This is a genomic window from Amycolatopsis sp. NPDC058340 (genome assembly GCF_042723975.1).
Lineage (GTDB): Bacteria > Actinomycetota > Actinomycetes > Mycobacteriales > Pseudonocardiaceae > Amycolatopsis.
Genome location: NZ_JBHXIB010000060.1, coordinates 25,772 through 48,001 on the forward strand (window position 1 = coordinate 25,772; position 22,230 = coordinate 48,001).

The following is a 22,230-nucleotide window of genomic DNA, read 5'->3' on the forward strand; positions in this document are numbered from 1 at the left end:
GTGTTCCATGGCAGGTCTGCGCAGACGTGAGGTGCTCGCGGGCGCGGTGGCACTGGCGGGCGCGGCGACGATCGGGTTGAACCCCGGCACCGCCGCCGCGGCCACGCAACAACGTCCGGGCGCGCAGTTCCCGCCGTCGCTGGAGTTCGGCGATTACCCCGTGGTCGCACGGGTCCGTTCGCGGCGGGCGCTGGAGCACCTGCGGGTGCTCAGCGACAAGATCGGCCCCCGGATCGCCGGCACCGAGGGCGAACTGCGGGCCAGGGACTACATCGCGAAGGTCCTTCGCGACCTGCGCTACCAGGTCACGTTGCAGCCGTTCCCGATCGCCGACAAGTTCCTTGGCAGCCTGTCGATCGGGCGCGACAGCTGGCAGACCGGCTCGTCGCCGCAGGGCTTGCAGGACGTCACGCGCGAGGCCGTCGTCGTCGACGCCGGCGACGGCAGCACCCTGCCCGACGACCTGACCGGCAAGATCGTGCTGATCGCCGCCGTGGCGAACAAGGCCGACGCTTACCTGACGGCCGCGCAGCGCGGAGCGGACGCCGTGCTGCTCGGCCGGATCGGCGCCGACCCGGCACGCAAGCTGTCCGCGTTCTCGCCGACGCTGGCCACCCCGGTCACCATCCCGGTGCTCGGCCTGGCCCAGGTGCAGGTGGAGCGCCTGCGCGAACGGCTCGCCAAGGGGTCGGTCACCGTCAAGGCGACGGCGACGCACCACAAGAACCTGACGTCGTACAACGTCATCGCCGAGCGGCCCGCCACGTTCCCCGGCAAGGACGACGGCGTGGTCATGGTGACCGCGCACTACGACAGCGTCCCCGGCTCCCCCGGCGCCAACGACGACGGCAGCGGCACCGTGCTGTGCCTGGAACTGGCGCGCGTCCTGCGCTACCTGCCGACGAACAAGACGCTGCGGATCGCGCTGTGGGGCTCGGAGGAGTACGGGCTGATCGGCTCGCGGCACTACGTCAAGAACCTGTCCGACCCGGAAGCGAAGCGGATCGCGGGCTGCTTCCAGAACGACATGGTCGCCACCAGCTGGGACCCGGCGGTCACCTACTGGCTGCTTTCGGTCGACGGCGCCGACAACGCCACGACCGCGGCCGTCAACGCCGCCGCCAAGCGGCTCGGCTACGACCCGCGGGTCAAGGGTCCGGTGGCGCGCGGTTCGAGCGACCACGTGCCGTTCTTCGAGCGCGGGATCGCTTCGGGCAACTTCAGCTGGCGTGGCGAAACCGGCCCGGCGCTGCTGGAGCCGACGTACCACACGCCGGAAGACACCATCAAGGACAACGTTTCCCTTGAACGGCTTCAGGTCTCACTGGAGCTGATCGGTTCGGCGGCGTACAGCCTGCTGCGGAAGTGAGCCGGGCTCGTGAGTGGTAAGGACGGTTAGAACCGTCCTTACCACTCACGAGGCCGTGGCCCAGGTGCCACTCTGATCGAGTGACGCCTTCTTCGGACGAGCGGCCCGCCGCATCCCCGGTGACCATCACCCAGTACCAGATCCTCGCCACGCGACGTCAGGCCTTCGACACGCTGATGTGGCAGGTCCCCGCGCTTTCCCTGACAGCGCAGTCCTTTCTCCTGTCCCTCGCCTACGGGGCACAGTCGTCGCCGCTCGCGGCCGCCGTCACGGGGCTCCTGTCCACGATCGTGTCGGCGATGTCGATCCAGCTGTTGCTCCGGCAGCGGCAGAACGAGGTCACCGACTCGGTCCTGCTGCACCGCATCGAACGGGAACACGGCTGGCCGGAAATCTTCGCCACAGGCGAGATCAGGGCAAGGAACGCCGGCCGGACGCGCCGCCGGATGATCCGGCTCCGGTCCTACCGGATCTGGACCGGCGGACTGGCACTCTTCGGGATCGCCGGCTTCGTGGCCTTCCTGCGGGCCGTCTTCTAGACGTCGCAAGTCGTACCGGGAAAGATCAGACGTTGAAGCGGAACTCCACCACGTCGCCGTCGGCCATGACGTAGTCCTTGCCCTCCATGCGCACCTTGCCCGCGGACCGGGCGGCGGCCATCGAGCCGTTCTCGATCAGGTCGTCGAACGAGACGACCTCGGCCTTGATGAAGCCGCGCTCGAAGTCGGTGTGGATGACGCCCGCGGCCTGCGGGGCGGTCGCGCCCTGCGGGATCGTCCAGGCGCGCGACTCCTTGGGGCCGGCGGTCAGGTACGTCTGCAGGCCGAGGGTGTGGAAGCCGGCGCGCGCGAGGGAGTAGAGGCCCGGCTCGTGCTGGCCGACGGACTCCAGCAGCTCGCGCACGGACTCCTCGTCGTCCAGTTCGAGCAGTTCGGCTTCGACCTTGGCGTCGAGGAAGACCGCGTCGGCCGGGGCGACCAGCTTGGCCAGCTCCTCGCGGCGCGACTCGTCGGTGAGGATGCCTTCGTCGGCGTTGAAGACGTAGAGGAACGGCTTCGTGGTGAGCAGGCTCAGCTCGCGCAGCGCCTCGAAGTCGACCTCCTTCTGCGCCTGGAAGAGGGTGCGCCCGGCGTCGAGGATCTCCTTCGCCTTCTGGGCGTTGTCGAGCGCGGGCTTGTTCTCCTTCTTCGTCCGCGCTTCCTTCTCCAGCCGCGGCAGCGCCTTCTCCAAGGTCTGCAGGTCGGCGAGGATCAGTTCGGTGTTGATCGTCTCGATGTCGCTGCCCGGGTCGATCCGGCCGTCGACGTGGATCACGTCCGGGTCGTCGAACACGCGGATGACCTGGCAGATCGCGTTGGCCTCGCGGATGTTCGCGAGGAACTTGTTGCCGAGGCCGGCCCCCTCGGAGGCGCCCTTCACGATACCCGCGATGTCCACAAAGGACACGACGGCGGGCACGGTCCGCTCGGAGCCGAAGACCTCGGCGAGCTTGTCCAGCCGCGGGTCCGGCAGCGGGACGACACCGACGTTGGGCTCGATCGTCGCGAACGGGTAGTTCGCGGCGAGCACGTCGTTGCGGGTCAGCGCGTTGAACAGGGTGGACTTGCCGACGTTGGGCAGGCCGACGATGCCGAGGGTGAGACTCACGGGCCAGAAGTCTACGTGCCGCCCGCCGCCCCATCCGCCGAGGCCTTGATCGCGGTGTCGGATTTCCGCCAGCCGCCGCTCCGACCTGGTGGCACGATCGATGTCATGACCGAGCAGACCCTGGCCGAACGGGCCGTGTGGCGCGACACCGAACGGTGTTACCGCGCCGTCGCCGCCCGTGATTCCCGGTTCGACGGCCAGTTCATCATGGCCGTCTCCACCACCGGGATCTACTGCCGTCCCTCTTGCCCCGCGTCGACGCCGAAGCAGCAGAACGTCCGCTTCTACCCGACGTCGGCGGCCGCCCAGTCCCACGGCTTCCGAGCCTGCCGCCGCTGCCTGCCCGACGCGGTCCCCGGCTCGCCCGACTGGGACATCCGGGCCGACCTCGCCGCACGGGCGATGCGGCTCATCTCGGACGGCACCGTCGAACGCGACGGTGTCCCCGGGCTCGCGCGGCGGCTCGGCTATTCCGAACGGCAGCTCGGCCGCGTCCTCACCGCGGAGCTCGGTGCGGGTCCGCTGGCGCTGGCCAGGGCGCACCGGGCGCATTCGGCGCGGCTGCTGATCGAGATGTCCGGACTCCCGCTGACCGACGTCGCGTTCGCCGCGGGGTTCTCCAGCGTCCGCCAGTTCAACGAGACGATCCGGGAAGTCTTCGCGACGACGCCTTCGCAGCTTCGGGCGGCGAGCCTTCGCCGCCGCAAGGCCGAGGAACTGCCGACCGGGACCCGGTTGAGCCTGCGGCTGCCGTTCCGGAAGCCGTTCGACGCGGACGGGACGCTGAACTTCCTGGCCGACCAGGCGATTCCCGGCATCGAGCATGTGACCCGCGACGATTCCGGGGTGACCGGCTACGGGCGCACGCTGCGGCTCGCGCACGGCTCCGGCGTGGCGTGGGTGACGGCGAAGGACGACCACGTCCGCTGCGACCTGCGGCTCACCGATCTGCGTGACCTGAGCAGCGCGGTGGCCAGGGTGCGGCGCCTGCTCGACCTCGACGCCGATCCCGAGGCGGTCGCGCGGGTCCTCGGGGCCGACCCGGCCCTCGCGCCGCTGGTCGAGGCGATCCCCGGTATCCGGGTGCCCGGTGCCGTCGACGGCGACGAGCTCGTGCTGCGCGCGATGCTCTCCCCCGCCGAGACGGCCGAGCTCGTCGAAAGCCTCGGCGAACGCGTGCCCAGCTGCGACGAGTCGCTCGAAGGGCTGACCACGTTGTTCCCGACGGCGGCCCAGGTCGCCGGACACGGCCCGGAGCGGGTGGCCGCGGTGGCCCGCGCGCTGGCGGACGAGGTGTCGGTCCACGTCGGCCGCGATCCGCTGGAGTTGCGGGCGGAGCTGCTGGAGCTCCCGGGGATCGGGCCGGGGATCGCGGACTACGTCCTGATGCGGGTGCTCGGCGCACCGGACGTCCTGCTGACCGGCGATCCGGCGCTGCGCCGTGGAGCAGCGGCGCTGGGCATCACCGACGACGAAAAGACACTGGCCGAACGCGGACGGGCCTGGCAGCCCTGGTCCTCGTACGCCGGCATGTACCTGTTGCGCGCTTGAAAGGAAGACGATGAGCATCGCGTATTGGTCCACAATGGACACGAAGATCGGCCCGTTCACCGCCGTGGTGGCGGGTGACGGGGCCGTGCTCGCCTCGGGCTGGACCGGCGACGTCGCCGAGCTGACGCCGCTGATCTCGCCGTCGCTCGCCCCCGGCGAGGTGAAGGAGCGACGAGATCTGGGGCCGGTGAGCACCGCGATCCGCCGGTACCACGAGGGTGACCTGGACGCCGTCGCCGACATCGAGGTGCGGCAACGGTCCGGCGCTTTCCGGGAGCACGCTTGGGAAATCCTGCGGAAGGTGCCCGCGGGAGAGCCGGTGAGCTACGCGGAGTACGCGGCGCTGGCGGGGAATCCGGCGGCGGTGCGGGCGGCCGCGTCGGCGTGCGCGAAGAACGCTGCGGCGTTGTTCGTGCCGTGCCACCGGGTGGTGCGGAGCGGCGGCGGCGTGGGGAACTTCCGTTGGGGCGTTCCGGCGAAGCAGTGGCTGCTGACGCACGAAGCCGCCTGAACCGCCTCGTGAGTGGCAAGGACGGTTCTAACCGTCCTTGCCACTCACGAGACCCATCGCGGTCCTGTCAGGCGGCGTGGATCTCCACCGAAGAGCCCGTACGCGCCTTCCGGACGCGTAGCCGCGTCGGGATTCGCTGCCGCAGTTCCTCCACGTGCGAAACCAGCCCGACCACTCGCCCGCCGGCGCGAAGCTCGTCGAGGATGTTCATGACGATGTCGAGCGTCTCGGCGTCCAGCGTGCCGAAGCCCTCGTCGATGAACAACGTGTCCAGCAGCGCTCCGCCGGTTTCGGCGGCGACGACGTCGGCGAGCCCCAGAGCCAGCGAGAGCGACGCGAGGAAGGACTCGCCGCCTGACAGTGTTTTCGCGGGCCGGATGGAGCCGGAGTAGTCGTCGAGCACGTCGAGTCCGAGGCCGCCGCGGGTGCCCCGCGCCCCGGCCGCGTCGGAGTGCACGAAGGAGTAGCGGCCCTGGCTCATCGTCCGCAGGCGCGCGGTCGCCGCGACCGCGACCTCTTCAAGTCGCGCGGCGAGGACGTAGGAGCGCAGCGACATCTTCCGCGCGTTCTGCCCGCGTCCGTTGACCACCTCGGCCAGCGCCTTCAGTTCGAGGTACCGCTCTTCGACCGGCGCCAGCTCCGCCATCAAGGACGTCACCCGCTCGGCCAGGCCGGTCAGGTCCGCGTGCCGCGTCTTCGCCGTCCGCAGGGCCGCGAAAGCCTGTTCGGCCTCGCCTCGCGTGTCCTGCACCGCGTCCGCCGACGCACCGACGTCGATCTCGTCCTCCGGCGAGATGCCGAACAGGTCGGGCTGCGCAAGCTCCTCGCGGGCGGCCCGCTCCATCACCTTCGCGTCGGCGAGACTGGCCTCCAGTTTCGTGATCTGCTCGTCCGGCCGCGCCGCGGCCCGCATCTCGTCGAGATCGGCGAAACCCTTGGCCCGCAACGCTTCCTTGACCAGCTTCGCCTGCTCGTCACGCCGTTCTCTTGCCCCCGCGACGCTCAGCCGCGCTTCGGCGAGCGCGTCGAGGCGGGTCGCGAAGCCGAGCAGATGCCGCCGCCGGGCGGCGACGTCGGCGAACTCGCCGCGCGCGCTCTCCAGCCGCCGCTCGCGTTCGGTCAGCCGTTCCGTCAGGCCGCGTACCTCGGTCGCGATCTCGACCGTCCGACGCTCGGCCGCCCCGCGCTGTTCGGTCAGCTGCTCGATCTTCCGTTCCAGGGCACCGATCTGGGTCTCGAGCGCAGGCCTTCGGCGAGCGGCTTCCGACAGCGTGGCGACCAGATCGCGCGCCTCGCCGAGCCCGGCCCGCAGGCTCTCGGCGGTCTGCTCGCCCAACCGCTCGATCAGGACGGTCAGGCGGTTTTCGGCCTCCTGCAACGCGGCTTTCGCCTTCTCGCGCCGCGTATGCGCCTGCTGCTCCGCGACTTCGGCGCGGCGTTCGTCCTCGGGGTCGACCAGGCCACCGGTATGCGTCGCCGGCGACGGATGCTCCGTCGCCCCGCAGACGGGGCAGTCCTCGCCCGCGTGCAGACCGGCGGCGAGCTCGGCCGCCATCCCTTCGAGACGCCGCTCCCGCAGGTCCAGCCGGTGCTGCCGGGCCTGCTGATGGCCGTCCACGGCCTCGCTGACCGCCGCGCGCGCCCGCTCGACGACCTGCTTCGCCCGAGGCATCTCGTCGGCGTCACGGACCAGCGCGGTCAGCTCGTCGACGCGCGTTCGGGCGCCGTCGAGCTTCGCTTCGGCTTCGGCGGCGGCGGCCGCCTCGGCACGCAAAGCCGAGACCTTCTCCGGCGCGGCACCCAGTTCGGCGGCGAAGTCCTCGGCCTGCTTCTCCGCCTTGCCCGCGGCGGCGGTCAGCTGCTCGCGCCGAACCAGATCCCGTTGCTGCTGCTCGCTTTCCGCCACGAGTTCGGCGAGCGCTCCCGCCTCTTCACGCAAACCGCCCGCCCGCGCACGCAGCTCCGCGGCGGGACTGTCCGCTGCGTCCGGGACTTCCCGGGCCCTGAGGGCCTCGGCGGCTTCGGCCTCGGCGAGCTGGTCGAGCCTGCGTTCGAGCAGATCGGCTTCCGCGACCACCCCGGCGGCGCGATGGGCCGCTTCGACCTCTTCCGCCCACTCCGCGCGCTGGTCCGCCTGCTCGGCGATCACCGACAGCCGCGTGTACGCGGTACGCACCCGGCGGATCCGCTCGGCGGTGGACCGGTTCTCCTGCCAGACGGCTTCGGCCTTCTTGGCCGCCGCACGGGCCTTCGTGTCACGCTCCTGCGCCTCGCCGACGCGGCGCGCCGACTCGGCGAGCACCTCGCCGACCCACTCGGCCTGTCCCTCTTCGGGTGCCTCCTGCCCCGCGACCTGTGCGAACCGCGCGACCCATTCCCGCAGCGTCTGCTGCCGGGCGTGCAACTCCCGGCCGCGTTCGGCACGCAGATTCGCGAACCAGTTCTCGACGTCGGAGAAGCGCTCGGTGCCGAACAGGCGCTCCAGCAACTCCTCGCGCTCGGCCGTGTTCGCGCGCAGGAACCGCGCGAATTCGCCTTGCGGCAACAGGACCACCTGGAAGAACTGCTCGTGCGTCATGCCGATGAGCCGTTCGACCGTGCGCGCGACCTCGTCGATCCGCGTGATGCCCTCGGCCACGTGGCCGGCGGGCACCGTGCCGACCCAGCTCAGCACCGCCTTCGCCTGCTGGACGGTCATCCCCTCGCCCCGCCGCTTCGGCCGCTGGTACTCGGGGTTGCGCGCGATCCGCATCCGCTGGCCCTGCACGGTCAGTTCGAGGACGACCTCGGTGACCTGATCCGGCTCGGCGAGGTCGCAGCGCAGCCGTTTGACCTCGCCGCGGGCGCCGGGGACGGTACCGAACAACGCGAACGCGATCGCGTCGAGCAGCGTCGTCTTCCCCGCGCCGGTGTCACCGTGCAGCAGGAACAGCCCGTCGGCGCCGAGCAGGTCGAAGTCCACCACCTCGCGGCCCGCGTACGGACCGAAGGCGGCGACCTCCAACCGGTGCAGTCTCATACTTCGCGCTCCCTGCCCGCCGCGCCCAGCGCCGCCAGCACGAGCCGCTCCTCGCTCTCCGACGGCGCGGAGCCGCGGCAGTCCTCCAGGAAACTGCGGGTGATCTCGACGTCGGACCGCCCGCGGACGGCTTCGGCGTATTTCAGCGCGGCCCCGTCATGTCCGCCTTCCGGCTGCCAGTCCATGTGCACGGCGTACGGGAACCGCTCACGCAGTTTGCGCATCGCGTCGATCGGGCGGACCCGGTCGGTGACCGTGAAGGAGAGGAAATGCTCGGTGAGGCCGTCGTGCGCCGGATCCGAAAGCAGCTCCGCCAGCTCTCCGCGCAGCATCGCGAGCCGGCGCGGCACCGGCAGTTCGTGACGCCGGACCTCGGCCAGCCCGTCGGCGCCGAGCTCCACCAGCCAGACCGATTTCCGTTGGCGTGTCTCGGAAAACGAGTACGCCAGCGGGCTGCCCGAGTAGCGCAGGTGCTCGGCGAGGGTCTGCGGGCCGTGGAGGTGGCCGAGCGCGACGTAATCGACGCCGTCGAACACCGAACCCGGCACCTGCTCGACGCCGCCGACCGCGATGGTCCGCTCGGATTCGGTCGGCTCGCCGCCGGTGACGAAGGCGTGCGCGAGCACCACCGACCGCGTTCCGGACGGTCGTCCGGCGAGGTCTTCACGGATCCGCCGCATCGCTTCGGTGAGCACGCCGGTGTGGCCGCGGGCCTCGGGCACGCCCAGGGCGTGACGCGCGGGCTCCGGTTCCAGATACGGGATCCCGTAGAGGGCGACCTCGCCGTGCTCGTCGGACAACAGCACCGGCTCGGCGAGCCCGTCGATCGTGGCTCGCAGATGCAGTCCGCCCGCCGCGGCGAATTCGGCGAACGCGCCCAGCCGCGGCGCGGAGTCGTGATTGCCCGGCGTCATGACCAGTTTCGCCCCGGCCTGGCGGATCCGGCCGAGCGCCGTGGTGGCCACGCGCACGGCCTCCGCCGAGGGCACCGCACGGTCGTAGATGTCGCCGGACACGAGCACGACGTCGACCGACTCGGCGACCACGAGATCGGCGAGATGACCCAGCACGGCTTCCTGTTCGGCGAGCAGATCGGCGCCGTGGAAGGTGCGGCCGATATGCCAGTCGGAGGTGTGCAGGAGCTTCACGCAGCCCAAGGTAGGGCCGCGCACCGGCCGGACAGGGGAGGCGCGCCCTTGGCGGCACCGCGCTTTCCGACACGCCGGGGACGGCGCAGGTCAGATACGGAGCGCGACCGCGTCACTCCGGTTTTGTCGGTGGGTTCCGCCATGATGTCCTCCGACTCGGATCCGGAGGGGAGGTACCGGTGGCGACGGTGATCACCACCGCGGCCGTCGTGCTCGCGTTGCTGCTGCTCGCGGCCGTCGCGCTGCTGTGGCGGCTGTACAACGACGGCATGCGGCGGGCGGACGCGGCGGCGAAACAGGTCGCGGCCGAGCGGGCCAAGGCGGATCAGCAGCAGCTCGCGCTGCGCCGGTACGAGGTCGCGTTCGCGTCGATCAGCGGCCGGGGCGAGCTGGGTGAGCAGGTCCTCCTGGAGACCGCACGCGCGCTCGGGCTCCGCGAGGAGCTGCATTTCACGTTGCAGACCGACCTCGCGGGCGGCGGCGCCGCGAAACCGGACATGGTGCTGCGGGTCGGCGGCGGCCGGACGGTACCTGTCGACGCGAAGGCGAGCATGGCCTGCTGGGCCGAGGCCGTCGAAACCGACGACCCCGAAGAACGGCTGGACGCCCTGCGCGTCCACGTCCGGCAGCTCCGGTCACGGGCGGCCGAGCTGGCGGGCAAGGGCTACCAGCGCTGGGCCGACGCGATCTACGGGACGATCATGTTCGTCCCGTCCGACGCGGCCGTGGTCGCCGCGCTGGACACCGACCCGGAGCTGCTGCGCTGGATGCTGGACCGGCGGGTCTTCCTCTGCGGGCCGACGGGGTTCGCCGTACTGGCCTCCGCCGCGCTGTTCGCCGCGACCGAACGGGCACTGGTCGAGGACGTCGAGCAGGTACGAGCGGGCGCCGCGGCCGCGCACCGGGCCGCGGGCAACGCGGTCGACGCGCTGAACCTGTCGAGCACCCACCTGCAGCGTTTCATCTCGGCCCGGCGGCGGGAGCTGGAGGCGCTCGAAAGCTTCCGGAGCACGGTCTCGCCGCTGACGGACGCCGCGGGCAGCCCGGCGCCGGTGCCCCTGATCAGGAAGGCGGACGAACTCCCCGCCTCGTGAGTGGTCTGACCAGGGTTGAGGCAAAGGTGGCGAGTTCGTGGCGCAGGTCAGCGACTCTGCGTGACGTCGCCCCCCAGACGCCCACTGTGGGGCGTTGGATGACCTGAAATCCCACAGTCCCGCCTCGAAGCGGCCCGCGGGTGAGGGTGTGTGGAAATAGGGACATTGAACGTCCCTATTTCCACACACCCCTCACCCGCGGTAACACTGGCGCGCCGATCAAGCACATCGAGTAGCCGCCGGAGAGCGAAAGGGCACCCTGGAACTCACGAGCCCAACGCGGACCGAACCGCCCCACCAGCGGTTTCCGGAATCGCGGGCTCCGTTTCGGCCCGGCCGGCAACCTTGTCGCCCGCTTACTCGTAGTACCTCCGGTAAGCGCCCGGACGGTCCGTCCGGGTGGTCCGGAATGACCACTACCAGGCGATAGACACACCGCCTGTTGGCGGTATGCCCGCAGCTTGGATATACGGTGGAGCCTGTGACCGCGATTCGCGATCGCCAGAGCGATCCTGATGCCGACGACGTCCCCGTTGCCTGGGACGAGCGTCCGCTCGTCGGCGCCAGGCGCGGGCTGCCCTGGTGGGCGGCCGTCCTGGTTGGCTTCGGGCTCGCCATCCTTGGCGCCTTCGTCGACATGATGATGCAGAAGGACCTGGGCCTGCTGTTCAAGGCCTGCTACGCGCTCGGCGCGGTGGCCGCGGTGGTGGCCGTCCAGCGCCGCGGGCTGTTCGGCCCGATGGTGCAGCCGCCCCTGGTCCTCGCCGTGACCGTCCCTGGAGTCATCCTCCTGACCTCGGACGGCAGCAAGGGCACGGACCTGCTTTCGAGAGCCTTCGACGTCGGCACGCCGCTGATCAACGGCTTCCCGACGATGGCCATCACCACCGGTGTCACCTTGGCGATCGGTTTCTTCCGGATCTACCGCGAACGCGATCCCGACGCCCCGGTGAAGGTCAAGTCTGGCGCCAAACCGGAGGCCAAGCCCGCCGCCCGGCCCGCCGCGGCCGCCGCGCCGGGGCGTGGCCGTCCGGCGGCAAGGACCGGGCAGACCCCGCCGCCGCCTTCCCGCCGCGGAGCTCCGCGGGACGGTGGGCCGCGAGAAGGTGCCCCGCCCCGCCGCCGTCCGGTCGACGACGAGCGCCGGCCCCGCCGCGACGCCGAACCCGGCGCCCGCAAACCGCCGCCTCCGGGACGTCAGCCCCGCCGGCCGCGTCCGCCGGAAGACGGCGAACCGCGCCGTCGCGACCCCCGTGGCGAAAGCGCCCCCGGTGCCCCGCGCCGCCGCCCGCCACGGGCGGACGACCCGCGCCGAGGAGGGCAGCCGCCTCGCCGCCGTCCGTGGGACGACGAGCGGTGAAGCAAGGGACCTTTGCTACCACTTGAGCCGCTGACCAGCAGCTTGAGCCCGATCAAAAGAAGGGGCCGCCCGAGGACTTCCTCGGGCGGCCCTTTCTCGTCAGGAACGTCAGGCCTTCGCGGCCTTGCGCAGTTCGTGCGGAAGCGCGAACGCGATCTTCTCGTTCGCGGTGGTGACCTCGTCGACGCTGTCCCAGCCGCGCTCGGCCAGCCACGACAGCAGGTCCATCACCAGCACGTCCGGCACCGAAGCACCGCTGGTGACACCGACGGTCTCGACACCTTCGAGCCAGGCTTCGTCGACCTCGTGCGCGAAGTCGATCAGGTGCGACGCGCGCGCACCCGCCTTCAGCGCGACCTCGACCAGCCGCTTCGAGTTGGACGAGTTCTTCGAGCCGACCACCAGCACCAGGTCGCATTCGGCGGCCATGGCCTTGACCGCGACCTGGCGGTTCGTGGTGGCGTAGCAGATGTCGTCGCTGGGCGGGTCGGCCAAGCCGGGGAACTTGTCCCGCAGCTGATCCACCCGCTCCATGGTCTCGTCGACCGAAAGGGTGGTCTGCGAAAGCCAGATGACCTTCGACGGGTCGCGAATCTCGACCTTGTCGACGTCTTCGGCGGTGTCGACGAGCTGCACCTTGTCGGGAGCCTCGCCGGCGGTGCCTTCGACCTCTTCGTGGCCTTCGTGGCCGATCAGCAGGATGTCGTAGTCGTCCTTCGCGAACCGGTTGACTTCCTTGTGCACCTTCGTCACGAGCGGGCAGGTCGCGTCGATGGTCCGCAGGTTGCGCTCGGCCGCCTCGGCGTGCACCGCGGGCGAGACGCCGTGCGCGGAGAACACCACCAGTTCGCCCTCGGGGACCTCGGAGGTCTCGTCGACGAAGATCACGCCGCGTTCGCGCAGGGTGTCCACGACATGCCGGTTGTGCACGATCTCCTTGCGCACATACACGGGTGCGCCGTAGAGCTCGAGTGCCTTTTCGACGGCGATGACCGCGCGGTCGACACCCGCGCAGTAGCCGCGAGGCTTGGCGAGCAGGACACGTTTGCCACCTGCCGGCACACCGGACTCGGTGATCGTCGGACTGCCGGCGGGCGTGATTCCGGGACTCGCAGAACTCATGCCCCCAGGGTACGGGCTGCCCCCGGGGCTACTCGCACTCACGTTCAGGTGACCAGGGAACCCCGCCGAAGTATGTGCGGGGAGTCACGTCCTGTGAGCCGACACACCCGTTCGGTTGGGCAGGATGGCCCGGATACGGCAGGCTAGACGCATGAAGCCTCTCCCGCTCCCCCTCCGGGTCGCCGCGGGCCTCGCCGTCACCACCGCCGAGCGGGTTCGCGAACTTCCCAAGCAGCTCACCGGGCTCCCCGTGACGGTGGTCAGCCAGGTGCTCCAGTTCTCCATGCGCGTCCAGCAGCACGTCACCGAGCTCGCGATCAAGGGTGACGACGCGCTGTCGGGCCTTCGCCCGGTCGAGGACACGCCCAGCTGGGCGACCTTCGACGAAGATCTCCCGCCGGACCTGGGCGAACGCCGGTACGAACGCGACTCGTGCGTCATCCCGCTGCGGGAAGACGCCGAAGTCCCCGAGCCGCGTGCGGAGACCAACGGCCACTTGCACGACCTCGAAGCGCTCACCGAGGACCCGTGGGCCGAGGAAGAACGCGCACTCGCCGAGGAGCATGCCGACGGCGAGTTCGACAGTGTCGCCGGTGCGGGCGCGCCCGTGACCTCCGGCCCGGCCGGGCTCGACGACTACGACACGCTCACCTTGCCGCAGCTGCGCGCCCGCCTGCGCCGGTTCGACCTCGCGCAGCTGGAAGAGCTGCTGACCTACGAAAAGGCGAACGCCGACCGGGCGTCGTTCGTCGGCATGCTCGCGCGGCGGATCGGGAACGTGAAGAAGGCCGACGGCGACGGCGCGGAAGGCCAGTGAGCGCCGAACCCACCTCCGCGGCGGCGGGTCCGTCCACGACCGCCGAAAACCCGTGGCCGGTCCGCACGGTCGCCCGCAAGGTCGGCGAATGGATCAACCGGCTCGGTGCGGTCTGGGTCGAAGGCCAGGTCACGCAGATCTCGGCCCGCCAGGGCACCAACACCGCATTCCTGACCCTGCGTGACCCGTCCGCGGACGTCTCGATGTCGGTGACCTGTCCGATGGGCCTGCTGCGCACGATCGAACCGCCGCTGCGCGAGGGCGCGAGCGTAGTGGTGCACGCGAAGCCGACGTTCTTCATGAACCGCGGTTCGCTGAGCCTGCGCGCCAACGAGATCCGCGCGGTCGGTATCGGCGAGCTGCTCGCGCGGATCGAGCGGCTGCGACGGCTGCTGGCCGCCGAGGGCCTGTTCGCGCCGGAGCGCAAACGCAAGATCCCGTTCCTGCCCAAGGGAATCGGGCTGATCACCGGACGCGCGTCCGCCGCCGAACGCGACGTGCTGGTGAACGCGCAGGCCCGCTGGCCGCATGTCGCGTTCAAGGTGATCAACACCGCCGTGCAGGGTTCGCTCGCCGTCCCGCAGATCCTCCAGGCACTGTCCAAATTGGACCGTGACCCGGATGTCGACGTCATCGTGATCGCGCGCGGCGGCGGCAGCGTGGAAGACCTGCTGCCGTTCTCCGACGAAGCGCTGTGCCGCGCCGTGTCCGCGGCCGGGACGCCGGTGGTCAGCGCCATCGGGCACGAGCCCGACACCCCGCTGCTCGACCACGTCGCGGACCTCCGCTGTTCGACGCCGACCGACGCCAGCAAGCGGATCGTGCCCGACGTGCGCGAGGAGACCCAGCGCGTCCGCCAGATGCGCGATCGCGGCCGCCGCGCCCTGCACGGCTGGGTGGACACGCAGGTCAGGCTGCTGAACCAGATGCGCAGCCGTCCGGTGCTCGCCGATCCGCTCGGCCCGATCCAGCGGCGCTCGGACGACGTCGAGATCCACCGTGAACGCGGGCGGCGCGCGATGCTCACGCTGCTCGCGAAGGATCAGGCCGAGATCGCCAGTGCCCGCGCGCGGCTGACCGCGCTCGGCCCGGCGGCGACCCTCGAACGCGGCTACGCCGTGGTGCAGTACACCGATTCCGAAGGCAACCTCCAGGTACTCCGGTCCGTCTCCGAGGTCGTGGACGGCGCGAAACTGCGCGTCCGCGTGGTCGACGGCGCACTCGGCGCCGTCGTCTCGGGAGAGCCGGAGGAGGGGCGTTGACGGCGAGTTTCCTGCCCTTGACCATCGACGCCGCGAGACGGGCCGACGCCCCCGGAGTACTGCGCAACGCGTTGCTGACCGACCGCGCGGCCGCCGAATGCTGGACCGTGCTGCTGGCGGGCTGCCAGGCCGAGGCACTCTTGTCCGCCGAGGGCTCATCGGCACCGTTTTCGGCGAAGCGGGGTCTCGACGCCCAGCTGCGCAAACTCTCCGAAGCGACGGCCGAGCACGTCGGCACCCGTTGGTGGTTCGCGGACGGCTCCGTGCACCGCAAACGGGTGGCGCGGGCGCAGGAGAACCTCGTCGCCGCGATCGCGGAGGGTGACGGCCAGGAGTTCGCTCTCGCCTTCGTGGGTTACGACAACGCCATGGCCGGCGCGGTAGTGTGCGCGGGTATCGGCAAGCACCGACGTCCGGTAGAAGGAAGCACAGCGTGAGCAAACCCGGTGGCGAGACCGCCGAACTCGGCTATGAGCAGGCCCGCGACAGGCTGGTCGAGGTCGTCCGCGAGCTCGAAGCCGGCGGGCTGTCCCTGGAACAGTCGCTCGCCCTGTGGGAGAAGGGCGAGCAGCTGGCGAAGGTCTGCGAGCACCACCTCGAGGGCGCGCGCGAGCGGATCGAGGCCGCGTTGTCGTCCGTCGAGGACGAGGCCGGCGACGGTCAGTGACGTTCACCATGCTCCTGCGCCACCGAACCGCCGTGGGTATCTGAGAGACTGGGACCCCGCCGAGTTCCTGACCCGGGAGGCCGCATGCCCACCCCCACCTCGTCCGCCGACTCTTCGCGACGTCCTGAAGCCCCCGATCGCAACCTCGCGATGGAACTGGTCCGCGTGACCGAAGCCGCCGCGATGGCCGCGGGCCGCTGGGTGGGCCGCGGGGACAAGATCGGCGGGGACGGTGCCGCGGTGGACGCGATGCGCCAGCTGGTCTCGACCGTGTCGATGCGCGGTGTCGTCGTCATCGGTGAGGGCGAGAAGGACGAAGCCCCGATGCTGTTCAACGGGGAAGAGGTCGGCAACGGCGACGGGCCGGACTGCGACGTCGCGGTCGACCCGGTCGACGGGACGACCCTGATGGCCAAGGGCATGCCGAACGCGCTGGCCGTGCTCGCGGTCGCCGAACGCGGCGCCATGTTCGACCCGTCCGCGGTTTTCTACATGGAGAAGCTCGCCGTCGGCCCGGACGCCGCGGGCAAGGTGGACCTGGCCGCCCCGATCGCGGAGAACATCCGCCGGGTCGCGAAGGCCAAGAACTCCAGCGTCTCCGACGTCACCGTCTGCATCCTCGACCGGCCGCGCCACGAACAGCTGATCAAGGAGGTCCGCGAGGCGGGCGCCCGGATCCGCTTCATCTCCGACGGCGACGTCGCGGGCGCGATCGCCGCGGCCCGGCCGAGCACGGGCGTCGACATGCTGCTCGGCATCGGCGGCACCCCCGAAGGCATCATCGCCGCCTGCGCGATGAAGTGCCTCGGTGGCGAACTGCAGGGCCGCCTGTGGCCGAAGGACGAGGCGGAGCGCGCGAAGGCGCTGGCCGCGGGCCACGACCTCGACCGCGTGCTCGGCAACGACGACCTCGTCCGCGGCGACAACGTGTTCTTCTGCGCCACCGGCGTCACCGACGGCGACCTGCTGCGCGGCGTGCACTACCGCGCGGGCGGCGCCACCACCCAGTCGATCGTGATGCGCTCGAAGTCCGGCACGGTCCGGATGATCGACGGCTACCACCGGCTGACCAAGCTCCGCTCGTACTCGTCCGTCAACTTCGACGGCCACCTCGACGATTCTCTGGAAGACGACGTAGTTCCCCCGCTCCCCTAAGGAGAAACCGTGCTCAAGCGCGTGCTCGTGGTCCTGCTCGCGGCGATGGTCCTCACGCCGGCCGGGCAGGCCACGGGCGCGGGCGACCTCGTCGGCGGGAGAGAGGCCGACGAGCCCTATCCGTTCGTCGTTTCGCTGCATTCGGCCTCCGGCAAGGCTTTCTGCGCCGGGACGCTGATCGCGGCGGACTGGCTCGTGACGGCGGGCCACTGCGTCGAGGGCAAGAACCCGGCGAATCTGGGCGCGCGGATCGGCAGCACGGACAACACCCAGGGCGGCGAGATCGCGAAACCCGCCGAGATCGTCGTGAATCCGTCCTACAACCCCGAACCCGAGCACGCGGGCGGCGATCTCGCGCTCGTGCGGCTGGCCGCCCCGGTGAAAGCGGCGCCGATCGCGATCGGGGCCGTCGTGGCACCCGGGACGCCGACCCGGCTGCTCGGCTGGGGCCAGACGTGCCCGACTTCGGGCTGCGGCAAGGGTCCGGCGAAGCTGCAGCAGCTGGACACGAAGATCGTCGAAGGCACGCGATGCACCGCGAAGTTCGACGGTGCCGTCGAGTTGTGCACCGACAACCCCGGCGGGAACACGGGTTCGTGCTACGGCGATTCCGGTGGGCCGGAGATCGCCAAGGTCGACGGGAAATGGGTGCTGCTTGGCACGATCAGCCGCCCGGGCAACGCGGACCCGGTGTGCGCGACCTCGCCGTCGATCGCGACTTCGGTGGTGGCGTACGCGCAGTGGATCGCGGAGAAGATCACGCCGCCCGCGGCGTGACGCGCTATTCCGCGTTGCTCGAATGACCGGGGAACAGATGCGCCTCCGGGTCGAGCATGACCGCGATGTTGTTCACCGCCGTCGCCGCCTCCCCGAACCCGGTCGCGATCAGCTTCACCTTCCCCGGATACGCCGCGACGTCGCCCGCCGCGTAGACCCGCTCCCGCGGGGTCGCCATGGTCGAGTCGACGGCGATCGCGCGGTGGTCGATCTGGAGTCCCCAGCTTTCGATCGGCCCGAGATCCGCGGTGAAGCCGAGCGCGGCGACCACCGTGTCGGCGCGCAGCACTTCGGGCTCGGCACCCTTGACCTGGATCTCGACCTCGGCCAGTGTGCCGTCGCGGTCGAGGAACCGGGTGACCTCGGCGTCGGTGACGATCCGCACGCCGAGTTCCCGCGCCTGCCGCACGATCGACTCGGCCGCGCGGAACTTCGCGCGCCGGTGCACGAGGGTGACGCTCGCGGCGACCGGATGGAGCGCGAGCACCCAGTCGAACGCCGAATCCCCGCCGCCGACGACGACCACGTGCTGCCCTTCGTGCGCCTTCAGCGAGGGCACGAAATGGACCATGCCGCGGCCGAGCCAGCCGTCGCCGGCAGGCAGCGGCCGCGGGGTGAACTCACCGATCCCGGCGGTGATCAGCACCGCGCCGGCGCGCAGGACCTGCCCGCCGTCGAGGGCGATGGCGACGCCGCCTTCGACGCTTTCGAGTTTCTCGGCCTTGCGTCCGAGCAGATACGCGGGTTTGAACGGAGCCGCCTGGTCGAGCAGGCCCCGCACCAGATCGCGGCCGCGGACCTCGGCGAACCCGCCGACGTCGTAGATCATCTTTTCCGGGTACATCGCGGTGACCTGGCCGCCCGCTTCCGGCAGTGAATCCACGACGGCCATCGAAAGGCCGCGGAATCCCGCGTAGTAGGCGGCGAAAAGACCTGTCGGACCTGCCCCGATGATGACGAGGTCGTACGACGTTTCCCCAGCGGACTCGCTCATTCGGCACTCTCCCGGCCGGTGGTGGGCGGCGTGATCGAGAACACAATCGATCCTAGCCCTCGCGTGCCGAAAGACACGGAGCGCGCCGAGAGGCGCTGCGCGAGACTTGGGGTATGGCTGAACAGGAATACCGGATCGAACACGACACCATGGGCGAGGTGCGCGTCCCCGTCGACGCCCTCTACCGCGCGCAGACGCAGCGCGCCGTCGAGAACTTCCCGATCTCCGGCCGTGGCCTGGAGCGTGCCCAGATCCGCGCGCTCGGCCTGCTGAAGGCCGCCGCGGCGCGGGTCAACGCGCGGCTCGGCGTACTGGACGCCGAGGTCGCCGAGGCCATCGCGAAGGCCGCGGACGAGGTCGCCGAAGGCAAGCACGACGCGCACTTCCCGATCGACGTGTTCCAGACCGGTTCCGGGACCTCGTCGAACATGAACGCCAACGAGGTCATCGCGACGCTCGCGTCGAAGGCGCTGGGCCGCGACGTGCATCCGAACGACCACGTCAACGCTTCGCAGTCCTCGAACGACACCTTCCCGACGACGATCCACGTCGCCGCGACGGAAGCAGTGCTCTCCGATGTGATCCCCGCTCTGGAGTACCTGGCCGCCGCCATCGAGACACGCGCGGGCGAATGGGCGGACATCGTGAAATCCGGCCGCACGCATCTGATGGACGCCGTGCCGATCACCTTCGGCCAGGAGGCGGGCGCGTGGGCGTCGCAGGTCCGGTTCGGGGTCGAGCGGCTGAAGTCGGGCCTGCCGCGGCTCGGCGAACTGCCGATCGGCGGGACCGCGGTCGGCTCCGGGCTGAACGCGCCCGAGGGCTTCGGCGCGGCGGTCTCGCAGGAACTGGCTTCGGTGACCGGTCTTCCGCTGACCGAGGCACGCGACCACTTCGAGGCGCAGGCGACGCAGGACAGTGTCGTCGAGACGTCCGGGCATCTGCGCACGGTCGCGGTGTCGCTGAACAAGATCGCGAACGACCTGCGCTGGCTGGGATCCGGCCCGCGCACCGGGCTCGCCGAACTGGCCCTGCCGGATCTCCAGCCGGGTTCGTCGATCATGCCGGGCAAGGTGAACCCGGTGATCCCGGAGGCGACGCTGCAGGTGGTCGCCCAGGTGATCGGCAACGACGCGGCGGTGGCCTTCGCGGGCGCGGCCGGCAACTTCCAGCTCAACGTGAACCTGCCGGTGATCGCGCGCAACGTGCTCGAATCGGCGCGGCTGCTCGCCGCGGTCTCGCGGCTGCTGGCGGACAAGGTGTTCGCGGGTGTGACGGTGAACGCCGGCCGCGCGCGCGAGTACGCCGAGGGTTCGCCGTCGATCGTGACGCCGCTCAACAAATACATCGGCTACGAAGAGGCCGCCGCGATCGCGAAGCAGGCGCTCAAGGAGCTGAAGACGATCCGCGAGGTCGTGATCGAACGCGGTCACGTCGCGAACGGCAAGCTCACCGAAGCTCAGCTGGACGAGGCTCTCGACGTACTCCGCATGGCGCGCGGAGGCCGCTAAACGCCGAGAGCGACCACAGCCGCGTGAAGCGGTGAGGCGAGCGAAGCCGCCAACCCACCCGAAGGCGGTGTCTCGGTGAACAGGTGCAGCCATGTCAGCACCGGGCCGAGCAGGATCGCGTGGACGAGAGCCGGATCGGGCCGTCGCGAGAGTTCCCCTCTCGCGACGGCCCGATCCAGCATCTGGACCAGATAACCGCGTTCGCGGCCGAGGAAGACCTCGCCGAACCGGGCCTCCAGCACCGGATCCGCCCGGACGTCGGCGAGCAGCGACGGCAATGCCTGCCGCAGTTCCGCACTGTCCAAAGAGGACTGGATCACTTCGAGGACCGCTGCCACGTCGCCCCGCAGCGAACCCGTGTCCGAAGGCGCTTCTAGCTCGACGGGATGGATCACCGCGGCGAACACGAGTTCCGCCTTCGACCGCCATCGCCGGTACACCGCGGCCTTGCCCACCCCCGCCCGCGCCGCGACCGCGTCGATCGTGCAGCGCTGGTAACCGGTTTCGGCCAGCAACGCCCGCACGGCCTCGCGGACCGCGTCGTCGATTCCTTCTTCCCTGGGCCTGCCTCTCGCCATGACGCCAGTTTACGAGACCGCCAGTTCCGTATATCGTCGGGGTATGTCCTGGACCAGAACCTCCCGCGAAATCCTTCCCTGCCCGCCGTCCGCGCTCTGGGCGACGCTGGCCGACTTCACCCGGTGGCCCGACTGGGATCCCGACCTCGTCGGCGTCGAACTGCGCGGTCCCGCCGAGGCGGGCTCGACCGGTTTCCTGGTACCGAACGGATTGCGCGGCCGCGTGCACTCACGGGTCGCCGAGCCGTTCACGATCACGTCCCTGATCCAGGACCGCGAGATCGCCCTTCGCCAGCCGATTCCCTTGGGCGCCATGGATCTCGTGCTGAGCCTGACCGAGGTCGACGGCGGGACGGAATTCGTCCAGAAGGTCACCATGGACGGGCCGCTGCGCTCGGTCATGGTCGCGGTCATCGGCGGCGACGTCGTGAAGCACTTCGACGTCAAGTGCGCCAGGCTCGTCGAGCTTGCGACGGCGCAGGCCGATCGCGACGCCTGAGGACACCAGCGCGACTCCGATCACCTGGGAGAAGCGGAAATCCTGCATGCCGAGCAGGAGCGAGACGGCGAGTCCGGAGACCGGCATCAGGCCGACCAGCACTCCGGCCCGATCGGCGCCCAGCGCGGAAACCGCCGAGTACCAAAGAAGAAACGCGATCGCGGTGACGACGACAGTCAGGTAGCCGAGCGCGATCAGTTCACGCCCGTTCGGCCAGGCCCAGGCGCCGGACGGGTCGGCGATCGTCCCGACGATCGCGCCGCCCGCGCCCGCGGCGAAGCAACCCCAGGTCGCGGTCGCCAACGGCCCGAGCCTTTCGAGCACACCGACGGCGAGCAGGGTGAAGAGCGCTTCGCACACCATGGCCAGCGTGGCGAGCACCAGTCCTTGCCAGCGCGCCGCACCGCCGCCGGAGAGCACGGCGATCCCGAGCCCGGCGAGCACCGCCCCGGTCACCGGCGCCCACGACGGCCGTTTCCCCTTCGCGAGCGGGCCGGCGAGCGCGAGCACGAGCGGTGTGCCGCCGAGGAACGCGGCGACGAGGCCGGGTTCGGCGTAGCGCTGCGCGAACAGCAGGCAGGCCTGGAATCCGATCATCCCGGTCGCCGCGAGGGCGATCAGCGACGGCAGGTCGCGCGCGCCCGGCAACGGCAGCGGGCGCCCGCTCAGCCGGGCCCACGCCAGCAGGAGCGCACCCGCCAGCGCGTACCGCAGCGCCTGCCCGGTGAGCACGGGGTATCCGTCGAGCATTCCCGTCACCGGCACGGACGCGCCGACGATCAGCACCCCCAGCACGCCGATCGTCACGCCTCTTCTTTCGTTGTCCATACCGCTCACGATGGCGGCTTTTTGGTCCAAGGCGAAGAGCCAAATCTCGGTTGTCGCACTGGACCAAAAGGCCCTGCGTTCGTCCCGGGAACGGGCTCTTGGGGTAAGGCGAAGGTGGCAGGTTGCGAAAGCCACTTTCGCAACCTTCAACGTTGCGAAAGTGGCTTTCGCAACGTCAGCTGGGCCGTCCCCCGCGGTGGCGAGGTCCCTGGCCAGAGGGCGTGTCGCGAAAGCCACTCAGTGTCAGGGTGGTTGTGCTGCTCGTGTGAGTGGTTAGGGTCCGGTCTTGGTCGCGTGGTGACTCTGAAAGCCACTGCCTTG

Annotated in this window: 20 protein-coding genes and 1 pseudogene; 14 read left to right on the forward strand and 7 right to left on the reverse strand. The window is 70.5% G+C overall.

Going from position 1 to position 22,230, the window contains the following annotated elements:
- The first annotated feature begins 7 nt into the window (after positions 1 to 7).
- Positions 8 to 1,369: a M20/M25/M40 family metallo-hydrolase gene (locus ACFWIW_RS36965; protein WP_378372735.1), complete on the forward strand. Its 1,362-nt coding sequence runs from the start codon at positions 8 to 10 to the stop codon at positions 1,367 to 1,369.
- Between the two features lie 80 nt (positions 1,370 to 1,449).
- Positions 1,450 to 1,908 carry a hypothetical protein gene (locus ACFWIW_RS36970; protein WP_378372736.1) on the forward strand — a complete coding sequence of 153 codons (459 nt, stop codon included), beginning with the start codon at positions 1,450 to 1,452 and terminating at the stop codon, positions 1,906 to 1,908.
- 25 nt (positions 1,909 to 1,933) lie between these two features.
- Here the strand turns inward: ACFWIW_RS36970 and ychF are convergent, their stop codons facing one another.
- Complete coding sequence (gene ychF, locus ACFWIW_RS36975; protein ID WP_240599790.1) at positions 1,934 to 3,016, reverse strand: redox-regulated ATPase YchF; 1,083 nt, start codon at positions 3,014 to 3,016, stop codon at positions 1,934 to 1,936.
- 105 nt (positions 3,017 to 3,121) lie between these two features.
- On the opposite strand from ychF, the gene ACFWIW_RS36980 reads away from it, so the two are divergent.
- Positions 3,122 to 4,567 (forward strand): DNA-3-methyladenine glycosylase 2 family protein, encoded by a 1,446-nt coding sequence (locus ACFWIW_RS36980; RefSeq protein ID WP_378372737.1) that lies wholly within the window; start codon positions 3,122 to 3,124, stop codon positions 4,565 to 4,567.
- Positions 4,568 to 4,577: 10 nt separating this feature from the next.
- On the forward strand, positions 4,578 to 5,078 hold the full coding sequence (locus tag ACFWIW_RS36985; protein ID WP_378372738.1) for a methylated-DNA--[protein]-cysteine S-methyltransferase: 501 nt from the start codon (positions 4,578 to 4,580) through the stop codon (positions 5,076 to 5,078).
- A gap of 67 nt (positions 5,079 to 5,145) precedes the next feature.
- Here the strand turns inward: ACFWIW_RS36985 and ACFWIW_RS36990 are convergent, their stop codons facing one another.
- Positions 5,146 to 8,097 carry an AAA family ATPase gene (locus tag ACFWIW_RS36990; protein WP_378372739.1) on the reverse strand — a complete coding sequence of 984 codons (2,952 nt, stop codon included), beginning with the start codon at positions 8,095 to 8,097 and terminating at the stop codon, positions 5,146 to 5,148.
- Positions 8,094 to 9,245, reverse strand: a complete 1,152-nt coding sequence (locus ACFWIW_RS36995; protein WP_378372740.1) for an exonuclease SbcCD subunit D — start codon at positions 9,243 to 9,245, stop codon at positions 8,094 to 8,096. Before ACFWIW_RS36995 ends, ACFWIW_RS36990 begins: the two co-directional genes overlap by 4 nt.
- A 179-nt stretch (positions 9,246 to 9,424) precedes the next feature.
- On the opposite strand from ACFWIW_RS36995, the gene rmuC reads away from it, so the two are divergent.
- On the forward strand, positions 9,425 to 10,339 hold the full coding sequence (rmuC, locus tag ACFWIW_RS37000; protein ID WP_016337155.1) for a DNA recombination protein RmuC: 915 nt from the start codon (positions 9,425 to 9,427) through the stop codon (positions 10,337 to 10,339).
- Between the two features lie 481 nt (positions 10,340 to 10,820).
- Positions 10,821 to 11,699 (forward strand): DUF6542 domain-containing protein, encoded by an 879-nt coding sequence (locus ACFWIW_RS37005; RefSeq protein ID WP_378372741.1) that lies wholly within the window; start codon positions 10,821 to 10,823, stop codon positions 11,697 to 11,699.
- A 108-nt stretch (positions 11,700 to 11,807) separates the two neighbouring features.
- Here the strand turns inward: ACFWIW_RS37005 and ACFWIW_RS37010 are convergent, their stop codons facing one another.
- The gene (locus ACFWIW_RS37010) at positions 11,808 to 12,821 is read right to left on the reverse strand and encodes a 4-hydroxy-3-methylbut-2-enyl diphosphate reductase (protein WP_378372742.1); all 1,014 of its coding nucleotides are present in this window, start codon (positions 12,819 to 12,821) and stop codon (positions 11,808 to 11,810) included.
- 151 nt (positions 12,822 to 12,972) lie between these two features.
- Between ACFWIW_RS37010 and ACFWIW_RS37015 the strand changes: the two genes are divergently transcribed.
- The 6 genes from ACFWIW_RS37015 to ACFWIW_RS37040 all read left to right on the forward strand — a co-directional run bounded on the left by ACFWIW_RS37015 (position 12,973) and on the right by ACFWIW_RS37040 (position 17,499).
- Positions 12,973 to 13,638 (forward strand): lipid droplet-associated protein, encoded by a 666-nt coding sequence (locus tag ACFWIW_RS37015; RefSeq protein WP_378372743.1) that lies wholly within the window; start codon positions 12,973 to 12,975, stop codon positions 13,636 to 13,638.
- Positions 13,635 to 14,900 carry an exodeoxyribonuclease VII large subunit gene (gene xseA, locus ACFWIW_RS37020; RefSeq protein ID WP_378372744.1) on the forward strand — a complete coding sequence of 422 codons (1,266 nt, stop codon included), beginning with the start codon at positions 13,635 to 13,637 and terminating at the stop codon, positions 14,898 to 14,900. The genes ACFWIW_RS37015 and xseA overlap by 4 nt, the downstream gene beginning before the upstream one ends.
- Positions 14,897 to 15,337, forward strand: coding sequence for a hypothetical protein (locus tag ACFWIW_RS37025; protein ID WP_378372745.1), 441 nt, complete (start codon positions 14,897 to 14,899; stop codon positions 15,335 to 15,337). Before xseA ends, ACFWIW_RS37025 begins: the two co-directional genes overlap by 4 nt.
- Positions 15,334 to 15,567 carry an exodeoxyribonuclease VII small subunit gene (locus tag ACFWIW_RS37030; protein ID WP_240599782.1) on the forward strand — a complete coding sequence of 78 codons (234 nt, stop codon included), beginning with the start codon at positions 15,334 to 15,336 and terminating at the stop codon, positions 15,565 to 15,567. Before ACFWIW_RS37025 ends, ACFWIW_RS37030 begins: the two co-directional genes overlap by 4 nt.
- An 84-nt stretch (positions 15,568 to 15,651) precedes the next feature.
- A complete protein-coding gene (glpX, locus tag ACFWIW_RS37035; RefSeq protein WP_378372746.1) occupies positions 15,652 to 16,722 on the forward strand; it encodes a class II fructose-bisphosphatase in 1,071 nt (356 codons plus the stop codon).
- A gap of 9 nt (positions 16,723 to 16,731) precedes the next feature.
- The gene (locus tag ACFWIW_RS37040) at positions 16,732 to 17,499 is read left to right on the forward strand and encodes a S1 family peptidase (RefSeq protein WP_378372747.1); all 768 of its coding nucleotides are present in this window, start codon (positions 16,732 to 16,734) and stop codon (positions 17,497 to 17,499) included.
- 4 nt (positions 17,500 to 17,503) lie between these two features.
- On the opposite strand, the gene ACFWIW_RS37045 is transcribed toward ACFWIW_RS37040, so the two are convergent.
- A complete protein-coding gene (locus tag ACFWIW_RS37045) occupies positions 17,504 to 18,493 on the reverse strand; it encodes an NAD(P)/FAD-dependent oxidoreductase (protein WP_378372748.1) in 990 nt (329 codons plus the stop codon).
- Between the two features lie 113 nt (positions 18,494 to 18,606).
- Here ACFWIW_RS37045 and ACFWIW_RS37050 point away from each other — a divergent pair, with 113 nt between their 5' ends.
- A complete protein-coding gene (locus ACFWIW_RS37050) occupies positions 18,607 to 20,004 on the forward strand; it encodes a class II fumarate hydratase (protein WP_340687108.1) in 1,398 nt (465 codons plus the stop codon).
- On the opposite strand, the gene ACFWIW_RS37055 is transcribed toward ACFWIW_RS37050, so the two are convergent.
- Positions 20,001 to 20,582 (reverse strand): TetR/AcrR family transcriptional regulator, encoded by a 582-nt coding sequence (locus ACFWIW_RS37055; protein WP_378372749.1) that lies wholly within the window; start codon positions 20,580 to 20,582, stop codon positions 20,001 to 20,003. The genes ACFWIW_RS37050 and ACFWIW_RS37055 overlap by 4 nt on opposite strands.
- 43 nt (positions 20,583 to 20,625) lie before the next feature.
- On the opposite strand from ACFWIW_RS37055, the gene ACFWIW_RS37060 reads away from it, so the two are divergent.
- Positions 20,626 to 21,081 carry an SRPBCC family protein gene (locus ACFWIW_RS37060; RefSeq protein ID WP_378372750.1) on the forward strand — a complete coding sequence of 152 codons (456 nt, stop codon included), beginning with the start codon at positions 20,626 to 20,628 and terminating at the stop codon, positions 21,079 to 21,081.
- On the opposite strand, the pseudogene ACFWIW_RS37065 reads toward ACFWIW_RS37060, so the two are convergent.
- Positions 21,079 to 21,909: pseudogene (locus tag ACFWIW_RS37065) on the reverse strand (DMT family transporter); the annotation flags it as partial. The gene ACFWIW_RS37060 and the pseudogene ACFWIW_RS37065 overlap by 3 nt on opposite strands.
- Positions 21,910 to 22,230 lie beyond the last annotated feature (321 nt).